Here is a 13,833-nt window from a genome sequence, read left to right as displayed (position 1 = left end):
CCTAACGTAAGCCTAATTCAGCTAAACGCTGCTTATAAGCCTCAAAATCAATCAGTAGACCTAAACCACCATACAGGTCATACTCATCTATCCAGTCTCCCTGCTCAGGAATACTCATCCGTTCAATGCCCTTTTGACTTGCCGTCAAGCCAGAAAGCCCATTAGATAGGATGAAAGGAAATGATATATTGGTCGAGGTTAATGCGTAAATTTTTCCCAGAGCCTCAGAGCCTGTAAAGAGCTTGGTCGGGTCTTTTATCTGGGATAGGACAGCCTGCATAACTTCCTGTTGGCGACGCGTTCGACCATTATCTCCTTCGTCATCACTTCTGAAACGCGCATAGTTAAGCAACGTTTTACCATCCATCCGTTGAGGACCAACCTGAATCGTTTGATAAAGGCTACCGCCAGAAGCAAAGCCCAAGTCATCCGGCACATCAACAGCACCAACAACCTCACCATTCACAGTTGAAAACTTTGCATCCATCTCTACACCATTAGGAAAGAGGGTGTCAACTGCCAGAGCAAAGGTTTCAAAGTCAATCATGATGTAATATTCAATAGTGATGTCAAAGTTATTTTTCAAGACTTGACGCACATATTCCGCCCCTTGGCTATTATCCTGTTCACCGATGGTAAAGGCTGCATTCAACTTGTGATCAGCCATGCCTTCATAAGAAGCTCCCTCAATATTCACCAGGGTATCTCTCAAAAAGCTGACTAGCTTTACCTTGCCTGAACTATTACCGACATTCATCACCATAATGGTGTCTGTCCTGGCTTCTGTTGATTCTTCCGTGATGCGCTTATCACTACCTAAAATCAGGATGTTAACCCCATCGGCAGTCTTTTCACCAGCAAAATACTCTGTCATGGCTGGTTTTAAGTTCTCTTGACCTGAGGTCACACCAAACAAGCCCTTGAAAAACATCACTGCCATCCCAATGACAAGTAACAACATGAGAGCCACGGTTACTTTGACAAATCGTTTCACTTTAAGACCAAAGCTGGTCTTTTTTACAGGCTTCTTTGGTGCAGAAACTTGTTTATTGACAGACTTTTTCGACCGTCTAGGTCTCTCATCCGTTAACTCTAAGTTTCGCAGAGAGGACAGTTCAGATTGTCTATCCGTCAACTGATTTTCTTCTTGAGCATAAGAAACGACTCTTGGTTCATTTCCTTCAGCCTTTGCAGACAAATAAGTCAGCTCAGCTTTTTCTTTTTCACCCAAAAAATGGATATTTTGTGTTAAATAATCATATCGTAACTGCTCATGCCGAGACAGAAAAGCACTCTTTTTCATGGATTGTTCTCTTTTCATTCAGTTACTTTCCATTCTATACTTAACAGCCGTTGCTGTCAACTGTTACAACGCTTACATAGGTATGTTTGCGCTTTCTTCATGAACAATTGCATCGATAGAAATCAAGTGTATCTTGACAAAGGTCGCTTTTTGTGTTATCTTATGGGTACATAAAAACATTGATATAAAAGAGGTATCGCCTATGGGTATTTTCAAATTATTAGCGCTATTTGCAGAAGGGCTATTATCCTTCTTTTCTCCCTGTGTTTTGCCTATTTTACCAGTTTATATTGGTATTTTAGGAGGACAAGTGTCATCTGAAAAAATAGAACATTCCTCTGTTCAGCGACGCATCCTGGTCAACACCCTTTGCTTTGTTTTAGGTATTACTCTGACCTTTTTTGTTCTAGGATTTGCTAGCAGCCTGCTCAGTCGTCTCTTGACCCAGCACATGCAAACGATTCAGCTCATCGGAGGCCTGCTCATCATCATCATGGGGCTAATCCAGCTTGACCTCTTTCAAACCATGCTGACCAAGCGAGAGTTTTCAGCCAAACACAAAGTCTATCAAGCTGGACAACAGGTCACACCTTTGCTTGCTACTCTTATGGGATTTACGTTTAGCTTCTCCTGGACACCGTGTATCGGTCCTATCCTTGCTAGCGCTTTTCTCTACGCCAGTAGCCATCAGGGGATATTTAGCGTTCTTTTAATCAGCGTCTACTGCCTAGGTTTCATCCTGCCCTTTGTTTTAGTTGCTTTCTTTTCTCAAAAAGTTCTTGCCTATTTCAAAAAGCACCAACATCTGATGAAACACACAAAACGCATTTCTGGTATCTTGCTGATTCTTATCGGGCTGTCTATTATCACAGGCCAATTCACTACAATCAGCCGTTTCTTCCATTAACATGGTTATCAGGTCAATACCTATCATCAAAAACAACAACTAATTACCATACTAAAGGAGTCTATCATGTTTAAATCATTTAAATTCGCCATCATGATGGCTGTCGCCCTTTTCACACTTTGTGGTTGCTCACTCCTCCTACCAAGTCAAGAACCGATTGGCATTAGCAAGGGACAAGTTGCGCCAGATGTCACTCTCGTCGACAAAGATGGCAAGTCGGTTTCCCTTAAAGACTATGCTGGCAAAAAAATCTACATCAATGTCTGGGCCAGTTGGTGCGGACCATGCAAACAAGAAATTCCTGAATTGGAAAAAGTCTACCAAAACTTTAAAGATAAAGACGACTATGTTTTCTTGTCCGTCGTTTCTCCCAACGACAATAAGTTTAACAATCAACGCCCAATGGACAGCAGTGAACAAGAAATTCTCTCAGTTGCCAAAGACAGTAAGATAACCTATCCTGTTCTTTTTGACACAAAAGATAGTTTTGCAAGTCAATTTGGCATCACGTCTTTCCCAACTCATATCATCATCAACAGTGACGGTACAGTTGGTCAAGTCATGCTCGGTAGCACCAATGAAGACATCTTGACAAAGCTGCTTCAAGAAGCTAATTAAGAACTAAGAGGCGACCATTATGTTCAATACAATCATTTCTAAAACACATACAAAAAGCCTCTTCTTCAAGGCAGCCCTACTCTTATTCATCGGATTCTTTACCATCATTTTATCATCAATAGCGGTCTCTTTATTCTTGGTGGTAACAGGTCGTTCTGCCATGCTAAGTCAGACGGTCATGGTAGAAGTCATGTTCTTCTTAACGCTCATCTTTGCAGCTATTATTTGGAAAATCATCCACGGACAGCGACTCTTTTCTCCCAAGATCGTTTGGACTAAACCTATTAACCACCTCATTCACGCCAACCTTATCGCGGCCATTGCTCTATTATTTTACAACGGTTTTATTCCTGGATTGATTGGTCTATTTGAAGGCGGTTGGGAACTGATATTGCCAAGTTTTTGGGCAGCTGCAACTGCTGGTATCGGTGAGGAAATCTGGTTACGTGGGCTATTCTTTACCGCTTTTCTCTCACTTTTTCGGTCACAATCGCAGAGCTTAACCAAGACTGCTCTGACAACTTCTGTTTTATTTGGACTCTTCCATCTTGTAAACCTTGCTCAAGCGGAGCCTCTTGCTGTCGCTCAACAGATTTTCTACGCTACCTGCTTTGGTCTTAGCTTTGCGGCCCTGCGAGTGGGGTATAATAACCTCTGGTTGCCAATGCTAATTCATTTTCTTATCGATTTTCAGCCCAGCATTAATGAGCCGGTCAGCTCTGGAAGCTGGATTGAGATTATCGTTGTCTTTGTCCCTCTAGCCGGACTAGCCTTATGGACACTTATCAACATGGATAAGACGATTGAGCAAACACCTGAACTTAAACACGATACTGAAGAAATCATTGTAGCCGAACTATAAAAAAATAATCTGGAACAACTAAATGTTCCAGATTATTTTTTTTATTTTGCTAATTTTGCTTTAGCAGCATCAGCAAGTGCTGTGAAAGCTGCTGGATCGTTCACTGCCAGGTCAGCAAGCATTTTGCGGTTTACTTCGATTTCAGCCAATTTCAAACCGTTCATCAACTTAGAGTATGATAAACCGTTAAGACGAGCTGCTGCATTGATACGGGTAATCCACAATTTGCGGAAATCACGTTTCTTCTGACGACGGTCACGGTAAGCATAGTAGTAAGAGTTCATCACTTGCTCTTTTGCCGTGCGGAACAAGATATGCTTAGCTCCGTAGTAACCTTTCGCCAGTTTCAAAATACGTTTACGACGTTTGCGTGATACAACGCCACCTTTAACACGTGCCATTTATTTTTCCTCCAAATATCTATCTCTAATCTGTCTAAGGGTCAATGCTAAGATTAACGAAGACGCGTCAACATTGACTTGATACGCTTAAAGTCACCTGAGTGAACCATGCGTGCTTTACGCAACTGACGACGTTGCTTCTTAGTTTTACCGTGGAAACGGTGAGACGTGTAAGCACGGAAGCGTTTCAAACCGCCTGAACCAGTACGCTTAAAGCGTTTTGCTGATGCGCGGTGTGTTTTTTGTTTTGGCATGATAGATTTCTCCTCTTAATAATTTTTCAGGCGACAAGTTACTTCTTGTCTGGAATCGGTGCGAGTTGCATAAACATTTGACGACCATCCATTTTTGCGCGTTGCTCAATGATGGCAATATCTTGGGTCGCCTCAGCAAAATCAGCCAACACCTTAGCGCCGATTTCTTTATGGGTAATCATACGCCCCTTAAATCGGATAGAAACTTTGACCTTATTTCCTTTTTCAAGGAACTTACGACCATTACGGAGTTTGGTTTCAAAGTCACCTTTGTCGATAACTGGACTGAGGCGTACTTCTTTAACCGTCACAACGCTCTGTTTCTTGCGTTGCTCCTTTTGTTTCTTCTGATACTCAAACTTGAACTTACCGTAGTCCATAATTTTTGCAACAGGCGGTGTGGCTTGTGGCTGAATGAGAACCAAATCGACATTTGCCTGATCAGCAAGAGCTTGCGCTTCTGACAGGGGCTTAATGCCTAACTGATCACCTTCAAGACCAACGAGACGAATTTCGCGAACGCGAATCTCGTCATTAATGAACAAATCCTTCTTAGCTATGTTCTTCACCTCTTCATATTTTTAGAGAAAAACAAGAGCGGACTTGATAAATCAAGCCCGCACACATAATCTTCCTGATGGAATCTTGACATGTCAGGGCCAGACAACCTAAGTCGCAAGGCGAGAAGTTCTCACTTCTGCTTTTCTCATTGTTACTATTATACGTTATCTATTAGTCCTTGTCAAGGATTTCAGCTACTTTTTTTGAGATAAATGCGACGACACCCTCAATAGATACCCCAGTCGTATCAAAATGAATCGCATCGTCAGCTGGTTTGAGCGGCGAAACTGCTCTCGTACTGTCCTTATAGTCCCGCTCAGCAATTTCCTGCTTGAGCTGGTTAAGGTCTGCTGGAATACCTTTTTCGATATTTTCCTTATAGCGGCGCTCAGCTCTTTCCTCAACGGACGCAACCAAGAAAACCTTGAGTTCTGCATCAGGCAAGACCACTGTACCAATATCACGACCATCCATGATGATTCCTCCATCACGGGCTATCCGCTGTTGCTCCGCAACCAGTTTTTCTCGCACTTCCGCCAATGCGGAAACCCAAGAGACATTGGCCGTCACGTCGTTTTGACGAATGGCTAAGGTGATGTCCTCGTCCCCAGCAAAGACGGTCTGCGTGCCATCTTCTGCTAGTCCAAAGCCAATTGGATACTGATCGATCAAAGCCAAAATATCAGATACCTGATGCCCTTTCAGTCCTGCCCGCAAGGCTAGGTAAGTCGCTGTGCGGTACATAGCACCTGTGTCCAAGTAGGTGTAACCAAGTTCTTTTGCTAAAATCTTTACAACGGTACTCTTACCACTTGAAGCAGGTCCATCGATGGCAATTCTAATCTTTCTCATACCTGTCTTTCTAATTGACGATAACCACGTCACCTGGATTTGCCCACCAAGTGCCACCAGGTCCTACCATCTTGTCTGGGTTGAGCTCGTAGAGACGCTCGAGAGAAATTCCTGCTCGTGCTGCAATCTGACCAGCACCTTCGCCAGACATAACTGTTAGGGTCTCGCCAGTAGCTGACGGTGATGTCGATGAAGCTGTACTTGATTCAGTCGTTTCTCTTTCTTCAGTTTGACTTGGTGCCTCAGTGCTTGATGACACTAAACTGCTCGATTTGCTCGGATCATAAAAAGCTTGTTCTGCTTGTTCTTGATTGCTACCGCCGTTTGATGTCCATAAAATAAAGACCAGTATACAAACCACGATAAGCAAGAAAGCTGCCAATAAAATCGTCAGAAAGTAACTACTGAACCATTCAATTGACTTGTTTTTTTGACCTGATTTATCATCAGCCAAGAAGGCTTTGGTATCCCATAATTTTTTCATCAGTTTTCCTCTTGTGTATTCTAAGTTTTCGTATTACAATAGTGCTATGAAAGTATCTTTGATTCCTGAAAAATGCATCGCCTGTGGTCTTTGCCAAACCTATTCTGCTGTTTTTGATTACCATGACGATGGTATTGTAAAGTTTGCCGACAGTGACGACCTTGTTAAGGTTCTCCCAGAAAGTCCCAATACCCTACTAGCTGTTAAATCCTGCCCGACCAAGGCGTTAGTCCTTGACTGAAGGTTTTTTATCTTTGCGATAAGCCCAGAAATAGTCATGACGGGTCAAATTATCGTGTAATTCCACTTCGCCGTTGAAGGCTGGGTGAATCGCCAAGGCATCTAAAAAATATTTTTTTGGCCATTTTCTCATGAAAACGGTCTTTTTTTGATGATCAGTGAGGCGTAAAGACACACGATACTTGCTAATTTCAACCTTTTCAATGGCTGAAATCGGTATTTTTTTCTTGGTAAATGGATTGAGGGATGTGATCCCAAGATAACCATCCTCTCCGATAGTAAAATACCGATGAAAGCCAAAAATCGTTAGGATAACCGTTAACCAAAAACCACCAAAAATCAGATGCGTCGCTCTGCTATGTTCATAAATCAAAGAGAGAGCGAAAAAGGTTGGTAACCAGGCCAGCGACCAATAGATGATGGCTAAGGATAACTCTGGCTGCCAGTGGTAACGCACTTTGCCAAAAATTTTAATCATGCGTTAATCCTGTGAGAGACGATACCGATAATGGTATCAACAGCCTTCTCCATGGTTTGCAAACTAACATACTCAAATCGTCCATGCATGTTCTCACCACCAGCAAAGAGGTTCGGTGTCGGAATACCCATGAAGGAAATTTTAGAACCGTCTGTTCCACCACGAATTGGTTCAATGATAGGAGTGATATCCAGCTTTTCCATGGCTTTTTTAGCCAGTTCAATCGGCGTCATATCTCTGACAATAATCCGCTTCATGTTATAATATTGGTCTTCGATCTCAAGACCCACGCGATCCATACCAAAGAAAACGTTCATATGGTCAGCAATGCGGTCTAAAAGCATCTTGCGACCGTCAAAATCATCGTCATCAAAATCTCGGATAATATAGGTGGCTTTGGCTTCTTCGACATTTCCTGACAAGTCCATCAAATGGATAAAGCCCTCGCGCCCTTCCGTATGCTCGGCACGGTCTTTTTCAGGCAACTGATTGTGAAAATCAATCGCTAGTTGAAGAGCGCTAATCATCTGATCTTTAGCTGTGCCAGGATGAACGTTACGACCAAAGAAAGTCAACTCCGCTACAGCTGCGTTAAAGGTCTCATATTGTAATTCGCCAAGAGGCCCGCCATCAACTGTATAAGCAAAATCCACATTAAAGTCAGCCGCATCGAACTTATCTGCACCAACACCGATTTCTTCGTCTGGACCAAATCCCACTCGAATCTCACCGTGTTTAATCTCAGGATGAGCAATGAGGTATTCCATAGCTGTCATGATTTCAGCGATTCCTGCCTTATCATCAGCTCCCAGCAAGGTTGTACCATCAGTAGTAATCAGCGTTTGACCCTGATACTTATTCAAGTTTGAAAAATCATCTGGAGATAGCACATAACCTGATGTTCCCAGCTCAATATGACCGCCATCATAATCTTCAATGATTTGTGGTTTTACCCCTTCGGCATTGAAATCAGCAGTGTCCATGTGTGAGATGAAGCCAATCTTATAAAGGAAGCTTGGATCGTTGGCTGGCAAAGTTCCAATTAAAAAGCCGTTTTCTTCAATATAATGGACATCCGTCAGACCAATGCGCTCCATCTCAGGTTTTAAAATATTTAAGGCAAAGTCAACCTGATTTTGACTTGATGGTGTCGTCTGGCTGGCAGGATTGCTACGCGTGTTTTCTTTGACATAAACTAAGAAACGATTCAACAAATTCGGATAAGTCATCGTGTTACCTCTTCTTTTTCTTCTTTCCTACAATTATAGCAAAAAATAGGAAAAATTTCCCAATTTTAACCGATATATGATCATTTTACAGCTTTAACCGATATATAATCATTTTACAGCAACAATTGTTTTTTGTCTCTTATCTGTAATATAAAAGAAATTTTTGTAATCTTTTTATCACAAAAAGTCATCTTTTTTATGTTATGATAGAAGCACATAGAAGAATGATAGAAAGGAGGCAAGTATGGCTAGTCCCTTAAGACAACTCGATGACAGTCGCTTAAATGACGACATCATCCAAGAAACCCCAAAATTCCAAACATTTGATGAACTTAATCTTAACACCAGTGATATTGATTTTGAAGAACTAGCATTTTTTGCTCAACTGTCAGTTTTTTGCATCTTAACGGTTATGCTGTCCTTCCTTTTCTTAGCGATTAAGCTCTCAGCCTTCTTTGCTTTACCGCTTGCTATTGCGAGCAGTTTATTGACCGTTTATAGCGTCAAAGAACTTCTTGTTAATCATTATAACAAATAACTCACTCCTAATGTGCTAGGAGTGAGTTATTTGTTACAAGTCTTCGTCAGTATAGGTGATGATGATATCCTCAGCATCTGATGAAGGGATTTCGGCATCTGATGGCTCGCCAAACTCTTCTTTGACCAATTCTTTCACATAAGCCACTTGTTCGCTAACAAAAGCCTTGGCTTGTTCTTGGTAATAGTTTGGTTGTTCACGATAGGCGGATAAGCCTTTTTTTATTTTCATGACTAGCTGTTGACCCTTTTCGGTTGACAGATAATGACCGGCTGCGGCACCAAGAACCAGACCTAAACCGATTTTACGAGATAATTTACCCATTATTTTTTCCTCCCTTTAAATAATTTGCTAGCTACAACTGCTGCTGAGCCAACCTTACCAAATGTGCTTGCACTGCTGTTGCTAGCTTTGCTAGTTAATTTACGTGCCTGCTGATTTAAATCTGACACACTGACTGATAAATCTGCTAAAGTTGTAAAGACTGGGTCGATGGTATTGATTTTCCCATTAACATCTTCAACTAAAACATTCGTCTTTGCTAGTAAAGCATTGGTATGGTGAAGGGTGGTGTCAACGTCACTGGTCAAGAGCTTGACCGTTTGGCGAACTTCACCGACAGTTTCATTGACATTTTTTAACAGTATCACGAGATAGACAACCAATGCAGCAAAAGCAATGGCAATAATAAGTAACGAGATTCCAACTAAGTCCATAAGATACTCCTTTATTCTTGATAATAAGGTGGGTTAAGTTTATAACGACGATAAACAACAAGTGCAAAGCCTGCGATGACTAGGAGGGCCGATAGCCATTGAGACACACGTAAACCTGCGAACATTAAACTATCTGTTCGTAATCCTTCGATGACAAAGCGTCCTATTCCGTACCAAATCAGGTAGAAGAAGGTAGGTTCACCCTGTCTAAGTAGATGGGGGCGACGTCGCAAAATAAGGATAAGGATAAATCCAACTAGATTCCACAGGCTTTCATAAAGAAAGGTCGGCTGACGATAACTACCATCAATATACATTTGCTTCTGGATAAATTCAGGCAGATAAGCCAACGAATCAACCGCACTGCCGTAAGCTTCTTGGTTGATAAAATTGCCCCAACGCCCTATAGACTGAGCAAGCATCACACCTGGAGCTGCAATGTCTAAAAAATCAAGCGGTTCGATTAAATGGTAGTAGGAGTAAACAAAGAGGGCAATCGCACCAGTAATCAGTCCCCCATAAATGGCAAGTCCACCTTCCCAAATAGCGAAAATTTTGACAGGGTTAGCTGCGTAATCCTGCCATTGAAAAATGACATAGTACAGCCGAGCCCCAAGGATGGCCAGCGGAAAAGCTATTAAAATAAAGTCAATCACATCGTCTGGCTTTATTTTTTTGCGTGGTGCTTCTTTTTTGGCAAGGTAAACAGCAAGAAACAGACCTGTCACGATGCAAATCGCATACCAATGGATGCTAATCGGGCCTAATTGAACAGCAACGGGATCAATCATGCGTTCACCCCATTTCTAGCAATCAGGTCTGTCAGGCGTTCCTCAAAGGTATTTGTCGCATCAAAGCCCATCTGCTTTGCACGATAGTTCATCGCTGCTGCCTCAACCACCACCGAAACGTTGCGTCCTGTTTTAACAGGGATACGCACGCGTGGAATCTTCACACCAGCAAGCTCAATGTCTTCATTGCCATTGCCTAAACGATCGAAGACTATTTCAGAAGACTGTTCTAAATACACAGCTAATTGAACTTGTGAAGAATCCTTAACCGCACTAGCACCATAAAGGCTCATAATATCAATAATACCAACGCCTCTAATCTCTAGCATGTGGCGAAGGATTTCCGCAGGTTCTCCCCACAAGGTCTCCTCATCTTTGGCATAGACATCCACACGATCGTCAGCTATTAAACGGTGTCCTCGCTTAATCAATTCAAGCCCGGTCTCGCTCTTACCGATACCGCTATCGCCTTGAATCAAAACACCCATGCCGTAGATATCCATCAGCACACCGTGAACACTAATCCGCTCTGCAAGGCACGTGTCCAAATACCATGACATAACGGCTGACAAGCGACTGGTCGGCATTCTGCCTTGCAAAATAGCTACGCCTTCTTCTTCAGCAGCTTGTAGCATTTCCTTTGGAATTTCCAAATCACGCGCCACGACAAGGGCTGGCGTTTCTTGTTGAAACATCTGGCACAAAACGGCATAACGGTTTTGGATGGTCATGGTCATCATGTATGACCATTCTTTCATACCGATGAGTTGCACGCGCTCAGAGGTATAGTAATCGAAATAACCTGTCATCTCAAGACCCGGTCGCGAAATATCCGCTGTCGTAATGGTTTTTTCCAATAACTCTGGCGTTCCATAAATGACCTTTAGCTTGAGCTTATCGGCTAACATTTTTACTGTTACTGTCATTTTTTCTCCTTTTCTATCATTTTACCACAAATTCACAAAACATGCATGATTTTACGGTAAAACAAAAAAGCAGGAAAGACTGCTCACCTAGTAAGTTGACAGCCTTTCCTGCTCTGAACTGTTAAGTTGATAATCGACTCAATTTGTTGCTTTCTTTGTGTTCAAACGACCTGACCCCAACTTAGGAATGACGGTGTTTTTTTATCTCATGGATAATCAGCCCTAGCACCACTACAATCATCACAATAATCACGAGAGCGATGACTTTCAAATATGCCGCCCACTCGTCAGCTTCTTTTTTGATAGGAGGTTCTGAGCTCGAGCTATTTTCTGTTGATAAAGAGATAACCTCCTCAATAGGTACGGCAATACTTTCTGTTAGACCAGCAATACCTGCTACAGTGGCCTGCTGATGGTCAATGACCAGAGTTGGTTGAGGTGATGCTTTTTTTAGGGTGACCACCAAGGGCTTCTGCACTTGATACGGTTTTCCCTCTATTTCTTGTCTTCCTGATGGCAGAACGGTTTTCTTTTCGTAGTCTTTGAAGCCGTGATTTAAGAGCGTATTAACAAAGTAATGTCTCACATGCTCCCCATCTGGATCCCCCCACTTGCTTGCCCCCATCACAACGACAATCAAACGTCGTTCACCTTGTTTAGCAGTGACAATTGCATTGTAACCCGCAGTTGGGCTGGAACCTGTTTTCAGGCCGTCAACTCCCTCAAAAGCCAGACTAGCTCCTGGTAAAGAATGATTGTAGGTTTTAAAGGTCTCTTGATAAGGCGTTCCTGATTTGACAGTCACCTCAGCACTATTGGTAAATGCCAATATGTCTGGGTGTTTGGTCAATAAAGCTCGCGCTAAAATCGCTAAATCTTTGACAGTTGTTAGATTATAGCGTACAGGGTCATATCCTTCTGGTGCATAATAACCCTTGAATGAGATAATATCTGCACCGGTGCCATTATAGAAGACCGTATTGGTCATTCCCAACTCCTGAGCAGTAGCGTTCATTCGCTCGATAAAGCTGGCATCTGTTCCATCATGAATTAAATGCGCTAACATCAGGGTTGCAACATTTGACGATGGTACAACCGTCATGGTCAGCAACTCCCGAACCGTATAAGTTACTCCCGCAACTATTTTATTATTTGATAACTCAAAAATTTTTGAAATCGCTTGGTCCGTTTCAGTCGCTACAACCTCAGTATCCAAAGAAATTTGACCTGATTTTATCGCTTCCATTGTGAGGTAAATGACCATAGTTTTGGTCGTACTCGCAGGATCGCTTTGCAAATCAATGTCATGACCCCAGATAATCTGACCCGTATCCGCTTCAATAACAATCGCTCCCTTGGGTGCAATAGCAGATGTTGCCGGATAACCTAAATCTTGTGCCATTTTTACCAAGTCGTCGTTGGCAGAAACAGTCATCGTCATTAGTAAAGGAAACACCCACAAACTAAGCCATTTCAAGTATTTCAATTTCACTTCTCCTTACCCGCATAAGAATTTTTAGTTATTATACCATAATATCTCTTTTTTTCCAACTTAAATCAGAAAAAGCAGATGTCACATAACGTATGGTGACAGCTGCTTTTTAAAACTTCCCCAAATTTTTCCTCACCTGTTTGCTCTTAGAACGACGGATACCGCTAGCTCACTTCATGACTAACCGTGCATTCGTCCCAGTGGTCGTCATGCTTATGGTGCAAGTGACCATCGTGGACATAGTCAATATAATCGTCGTGAACAACCGCTTCATGACTACAGCCCTCGCCATGTTCGTGGTCATGGTCAGCATGCACAGTGTGTTCTATCATCGCAACAACTGTTACTTCGTCTCTTGGGGGGCTCCGTAATTGTTATTTGTCATGCACTACAACTATATCGCTCTGAGAGACTTTTTCATACTCTCAAGTGGCTAATTTCATTTTAGAATTTTCAATGAAATAATTAGCTAAAAACTAAAAATTCTGTCTTTTTTAATTGACAGAATACTTTTTATTTAGTAAACTTTTCTTAAGCAAGATTGTCATCTCTCCAATTTATGCTATTTTAGAAATATGAAAAATAATTTTTTGTCAAAATTTTCAGACGATATTAAAGAGCTATCGATAAACTGTGGAGTAACAATATTTATTAGTAAAGATGGTGCTTTTGTAGTCATTACGCAAACCGATCCCTTACAAGACAATTTACAAGATTTTAATCTTCTGGCTTTTAGTTAAATAAGACACTATTATGAAGAATTGGAAAGATGATATACTTGCTATAGTTAGCAATAGTTTAACCTGGATTGAGGATTCTCTAGATAAATTTTCAAAATCAAAAAAGTCAAGAGCCGAATTTTGTCAGATGTGTCTCTTCCAAAAAAAGATTTCTATTGATGACCATTTACAGAAGTTATTGACCTTTTACGACCCCCTTGATAGTCAAGGTAGGGAACCGCTTTATTATCGACGACTTGAGTATTATGCTCTTTTAAAATTACAAGGGGACGACACCGTTGACAGTACTATTCAATTTCTCTTTAAAAACGGTCTCTTTTATAAACTCAGCTTCGAGTCTGTCCCTTTTGACATTTTAGCAAGCAGGTGAAAAGGCACCCCTTTTCTGTACAATTTTTATAAAGTGTTTTTGTTAAGCGATAACTCGCTTAACCATAGGTG

At 41.7% G+C, this 13,833-nt stretch carries 20 protein-coding genes and 1 other annotated feature; of the genes, 6 read left to right on the top strand and 14 right to left on the bottom strand.

Features of this window, described 5'->3' with window-relative positions; all coding sequences use genetic code 11:
* Nucleotide 1: 1 nt before the first annotated feature.
* Complete coding sequence (locus ACERC8_RS01800; protein WP_373658198.1) at nucleotides 2-1,321, bottom strand: LCP family protein; 1,320 nt, start codon at nucleotides 1,319-1,321, stop codon at nucleotides 2-4.
* Nucleotides 1,322-1,505: 184 nt separating this feature from the next.
* Here ACERC8_RS01800 and ACERC8_RS01795 point away from each other — a divergent pair, with 184 nt between their 5' ends.
* From ACERC8_RS01795 to ACERC8_RS01785, 3 genes are all read left to right on the top strand, one after another.
* Nucleotides 1,506-2,210 (top strand): cytochrome c biogenesis CcdA family protein, encoded by a 705-nt coding sequence (locus ACERC8_RS01795; RefSeq protein WP_373658197.1) that lies wholly within the window; start codon nucleotides 1,506-1,508, stop codon nucleotides 2,208-2,210.
* 66 nt (nucleotides 2,211-2,276) lie between these two features.
* Nucleotides 2,277-2,828, top strand: a complete 552-nt coding sequence (locus ACERC8_RS01790) for a TlpA family protein disulfide reductase (protein WP_373658196.1) — start codon at nucleotides 2,277-2,279, stop codon at nucleotides 2,826-2,828.
* A 19-nt stretch (nucleotides 2,829-2,847) separates the two neighbouring features.
* Nucleotides 2,848-3,690: a CPBP family intramembrane glutamic endopeptidase gene (locus ACERC8_RS01785; protein ID WP_373658195.1), complete on the top strand. Its 843-nt coding sequence runs from the start codon at nucleotides 2,848-2,850 to the stop codon at nucleotides 3,688-3,690.
* A gap of 41 nt (nucleotides 3,691-3,731) precedes the next feature.
* Here the strand turns inward: ACERC8_RS01785 and rplT are convergent, their stop codons facing one another.
* The 5 genes from rplT to ACERC8_RS01760 all read right to left on the bottom strand — a co-directional run bounded on the left by rplT (nucleotide 3,732) and on the right by ACERC8_RS01760 (nucleotide 6,242).
* Complete coding sequence (gene rplT, locus ACERC8_RS01780; protein WP_018367782.1) at nucleotides 3,732-4,091, bottom strand: 50S ribosomal protein L20; 360 nt, start codon at nucleotides 4,089-4,091, stop codon at nucleotides 3,732-3,734.
* 53 nt (nucleotides 4,092-4,144) lie between these two features.
* Nucleotides 4,145-4,345 (bottom strand): 50S ribosomal protein L35, encoded by a 201-nt coding sequence (gene rpmI, locus ACERC8_RS01775; RefSeq protein ID WP_018367781.1) that lies wholly within the window; start codon nucleotides 4,343-4,345, stop codon nucleotides 4,145-4,147.
* 38 nt (nucleotides 4,346-4,383) lie between these two features.
* Nucleotides 4,384-4,914: a translation initiation factor IF-3 gene (gene infC, locus ACERC8_RS01770; protein ID WP_373658193.1), complete on the bottom strand. Its 531-nt coding sequence runs from the start codon at nucleotides 4,912-4,914 to the stop codon at nucleotides 4,384-4,386.
* Between the two features lie 14 nt (nucleotides 4,915-4,928).
* Nucleotides 4,929-5,054 (bottom strand) — a sequence feature (ribosomal protein L20 leader region).
* Between the two features lie 23 nt (nucleotides 5,055-5,077).
* Complete coding sequence (gene cmk, locus ACERC8_RS01765) at nucleotides 5,078-5,758, bottom strand: (d)CMP kinase (RefSeq protein ID WP_373658192.1); 681 nt, start codon at nucleotides 5,756-5,758, stop codon at nucleotides 5,078-5,080.
* 10 nt (nucleotides 5,759-5,768) lie between these two features.
* Entirely contained in the window at nucleotides 5,769-6,242 is a 474-nt protein-coding gene (locus ACERC8_RS01760) for an SAG1386/EF1546 family surface-associated protein (RefSeq protein ID WP_373658191.1), read from the bottom strand.
* 46 nt (nucleotides 6,243-6,288) lie between these two features.
* Between ACERC8_RS01760 and ACERC8_RS01755 the strand changes: the two genes are divergently transcribed.
* The gene (locus tag ACERC8_RS01755) at nucleotides 6,289-6,483 is read left to right on the top strand and encodes a ferredoxin (protein WP_373658190.1); all 195 of its coding nucleotides are present in this window, start codon (nucleotides 6,289-6,291) and stop codon (nucleotides 6,481-6,483) included.
* Here the strand turns inward: ACERC8_RS01755 and ACERC8_RS01750 are convergent.
* Complete coding sequence (locus tag ACERC8_RS01750) at nucleotides 6,469-6,960, bottom strand: EbsA family protein (RefSeq protein ID WP_018367777.1); 492 nt, start codon at nucleotides 6,958-6,960, stop codon at nucleotides 6,469-6,471. The genes ACERC8_RS01755 and ACERC8_RS01750 overlap by 15 nt on opposite strands.
* Nucleotides 6,957-8,189, bottom strand: coding sequence for a peptidase T (pepT, locus tag ACERC8_RS01745; RefSeq protein WP_373658189.1), 1,233 nt, complete (start codon nucleotides 8,187-8,189; stop codon nucleotides 6,957-6,959). The genes ACERC8_RS01750 and pepT overlap by 4 nt, the downstream gene beginning before the upstream one ends.
* A 244-nt stretch (nucleotides 8,190-8,433) precedes the next feature.
* On the opposite strand from pepT, the gene ACERC8_RS01740 reads away from it, so the two are divergent.
* Nucleotides 8,434-8,727: a DUF3270 family protein gene (locus ACERC8_RS01740; protein ID WP_373658188.1), complete on the top strand. Its 294-nt coding sequence runs from the start codon at nucleotides 8,434-8,436 to the stop codon at nucleotides 8,725-8,727.
* Nucleotides 8,728-8,760: 33 nt separating this feature from the next.
* On the opposite strand, the gene ACERC8_RS01735 is transcribed toward ACERC8_RS01740, so the two are convergent.
* From ACERC8_RS01735 to ACERC8_RS01710, 6 genes are all read right to left on the bottom strand, one after another.
* Complete coding sequence (locus ACERC8_RS01735) at nucleotides 8,761-9,051, bottom strand: YtxH domain-containing protein (protein WP_373658187.1); 291 nt, start codon at nucleotides 9,049-9,051, stop codon at nucleotides 8,761-8,763.
* On the bottom strand, nucleotides 9,051-9,443 hold the full coding sequence (locus ACERC8_RS01730) for a DUF948 domain-containing protein (protein ID WP_018367773.1): 393 nt from the start codon (nucleotides 9,441-9,443) through the stop codon (nucleotides 9,051-9,053). Before ACERC8_RS01730 ends, ACERC8_RS01735 begins: the two co-directional genes overlap by 1 nt.
* An 11-nt stretch (nucleotides 9,444-9,454) precedes the next feature.
* Nucleotides 9,455-10,234 (bottom strand): prolipoprotein diacylglyceryl transferase, encoded by a 780-nt coding sequence (gene lgt, locus ACERC8_RS01725; RefSeq protein ID WP_373658186.1) that lies wholly within the window; start codon nucleotides 10,232-10,234, stop codon nucleotides 9,455-9,457.
* Nucleotides 10,231-11,160: an HPr(Ser) kinase/phosphatase gene (gene hprK / locus ACERC8_RS01720; protein WP_373658185.1), complete on the bottom strand. Its 930-nt coding sequence runs from the start codon at nucleotides 11,158-11,160 to the stop codon at nucleotides 10,231-10,233. The genes lgt and hprK overlap by 4 nt, the downstream gene beginning before the upstream one ends.
* A gap of 181 nt (nucleotides 11,161-11,341) precedes the next feature.
* Nucleotides 11,342-12,652 (bottom strand): serine hydrolase, encoded by a 1,311-nt coding sequence (locus ACERC8_RS01715; RefSeq protein WP_373658184.1) that lies wholly within the window; start codon nucleotides 12,650-12,652, stop codon nucleotides 11,342-11,344.
* A 164-nt stretch (nucleotides 12,653-12,816) separates the two neighbouring features.
* Complete coding sequence (locus ACERC8_RS01710; RefSeq protein WP_373658183.1) at nucleotides 12,817-12,984, bottom strand: hypothetical protein; 168 nt, start codon at nucleotides 12,982-12,984, stop codon at nucleotides 12,817-12,819.
* Between the two features lie 243 nt (nucleotides 12,985-13,227).
* Between ACERC8_RS01710 and ACERC8_RS01705 the strand changes: the two genes are divergently transcribed.
* Nucleotides 13,228-13,392 carry a hypothetical protein gene (locus tag ACERC8_RS01705; RefSeq protein ID WP_373658182.1) on the top strand — a complete coding sequence of 55 codons (165 nt, stop codon included), beginning with the start codon at nucleotides 13,228-13,230 and terminating at the stop codon, nucleotides 13,390-13,392.
* Nucleotides 13,393-13,833 lie beyond the last annotated feature (441 nt).

It is taken from the genome of Streptococcus sp. E29BA, assembly GCF_041807805.1.
GTDB classification, from domain to species: domain Bacteria; phylum Bacillota; class Bacilli; order Lactobacillales; family Streptococcaceae; genus Streptococcus; species Streptococcus entericus.
This window is presented reverse-complemented; position numbering and strand designations above follow the sequence as displayed.

Excerpts from the sequence above, each read along its gene's own strand:
- ACERC8_RS01800 (WP_373658198.1), bottom strand. The coding sequence starts at position 1,321 with ATGAAAAGAGAACAATCCATGAAAAAGAGTGCTTTTCTGTCTCGGCAT.
- ACERC8_RS01795 (WP_373658197.1), top strand. The coding sequence starts at position 1,506 with ATGGGTATTTTCAAATTATTAGCGCTATTTGCAGAAGGGCTATTATCC.
- ACERC8_RS01790 (WP_373658196.1), top strand. The coding sequence starts at position 2,277 with ATGTTTAAATCATTTAAATTCGCCATCATGATGGCTGTCGCCCTTTTC.
- ACERC8_RS01785 (WP_373658195.1), top strand. The coding sequence starts at position 2,848 with ATGTTCAATACAATCATTTCTAAAACACATACAAAAAGCCTCTTCTTC.
- rplT (WP_018367782.1), bottom strand. The coding sequence starts at position 4,091 with ATGGCACGTGTTAAAGGTGGCGTTGTATCACGCAAACGTCGTAAACGT.
- rpmI (WP_018367781.1), bottom strand. The coding sequence starts at position 4,345 with ATGCCAAAACAAAAAACACACCGCGCATCAGCAAAACGCTTTAAGCGT.
- cmk (WP_373658192.1), bottom strand. The coding sequence starts at position 5,758 with ATGAGAAAGATTAGAATTGCCATCGATGGACCTGCTTCAAGTGGTAAG.
- ACERC8_RS01760 (WP_373658191.1), bottom strand. The coding sequence starts at position 6,242 with ATGAAAAAATTATGGGATACCAAAGCCTTCTTGGCTGATGATAAATCA.
- ACERC8_RS01755 (WP_373658190.1), top strand. The coding sequence starts at position 6,289 with ATGAAAGTATCTTTGATTCCTGAAAAATGCATCGCCTGTGGTCTTTGC.
- ACERC8_RS01750 (WP_018367777.1), bottom strand. The coding sequence starts at position 6,960 with ATGATTAAAATTTTTGGCAAAGTGCGTTACCACTGGCAGCCAGAGTTA.
- pepT (WP_373658189.1), bottom strand. The coding sequence starts at position 8,189 with ATGACTTATCCGAATTTGTTGAATCGTTTCTTAGTTTATGTCAAAGAA.
- ACERC8_RS01740 (WP_373658188.1), top strand. The coding sequence starts at position 8,434 with ATGGCTAGTCCCTTAAGACAACTCGATGACAGTCGCTTAAATGACGAC.
- ACERC8_RS01735 (WP_373658187.1), bottom strand. The coding sequence starts at position 9,051 with ATGGGTAAATTATCTCGTAAAATCGGTTTAGGTCTGGTTCTTGGTGCC.
- ACERC8_RS01730 (WP_018367773.1), bottom strand. The coding sequence starts at position 9,443 with ATGGACTTAGTTGGAATCTCGTTACTTATTATTGCCATTGCTTTTGCT.
- lgt (WP_373658186.1), bottom strand. The coding sequence starts at position 10,234 with ATGATTGATCCCGTTGCTGTTCAATTAGGCCCGATTAGCATCCATTGG.
- hprK (WP_373658185.1), bottom strand. The coding sequence starts at position 11,160 with ATGACAGTAACAGTAAAAATGTTAGCCGATAAGCTCAAGCTAAAGGTC.
- ACERC8_RS01710 (WP_373658183.1), bottom strand. The coding sequence starts at position 12,984 with ATGATAGAACACACTGTGCATGCTGACCATGACCACGAACATGGCGAG.
- ACERC8_RS01705 (WP_373658182.1), top strand. The coding sequence starts at position 13,228 with ATGAAAAATAATTTTTTGTCAAAATTTTCAGACGATATTAAAGAGCTA.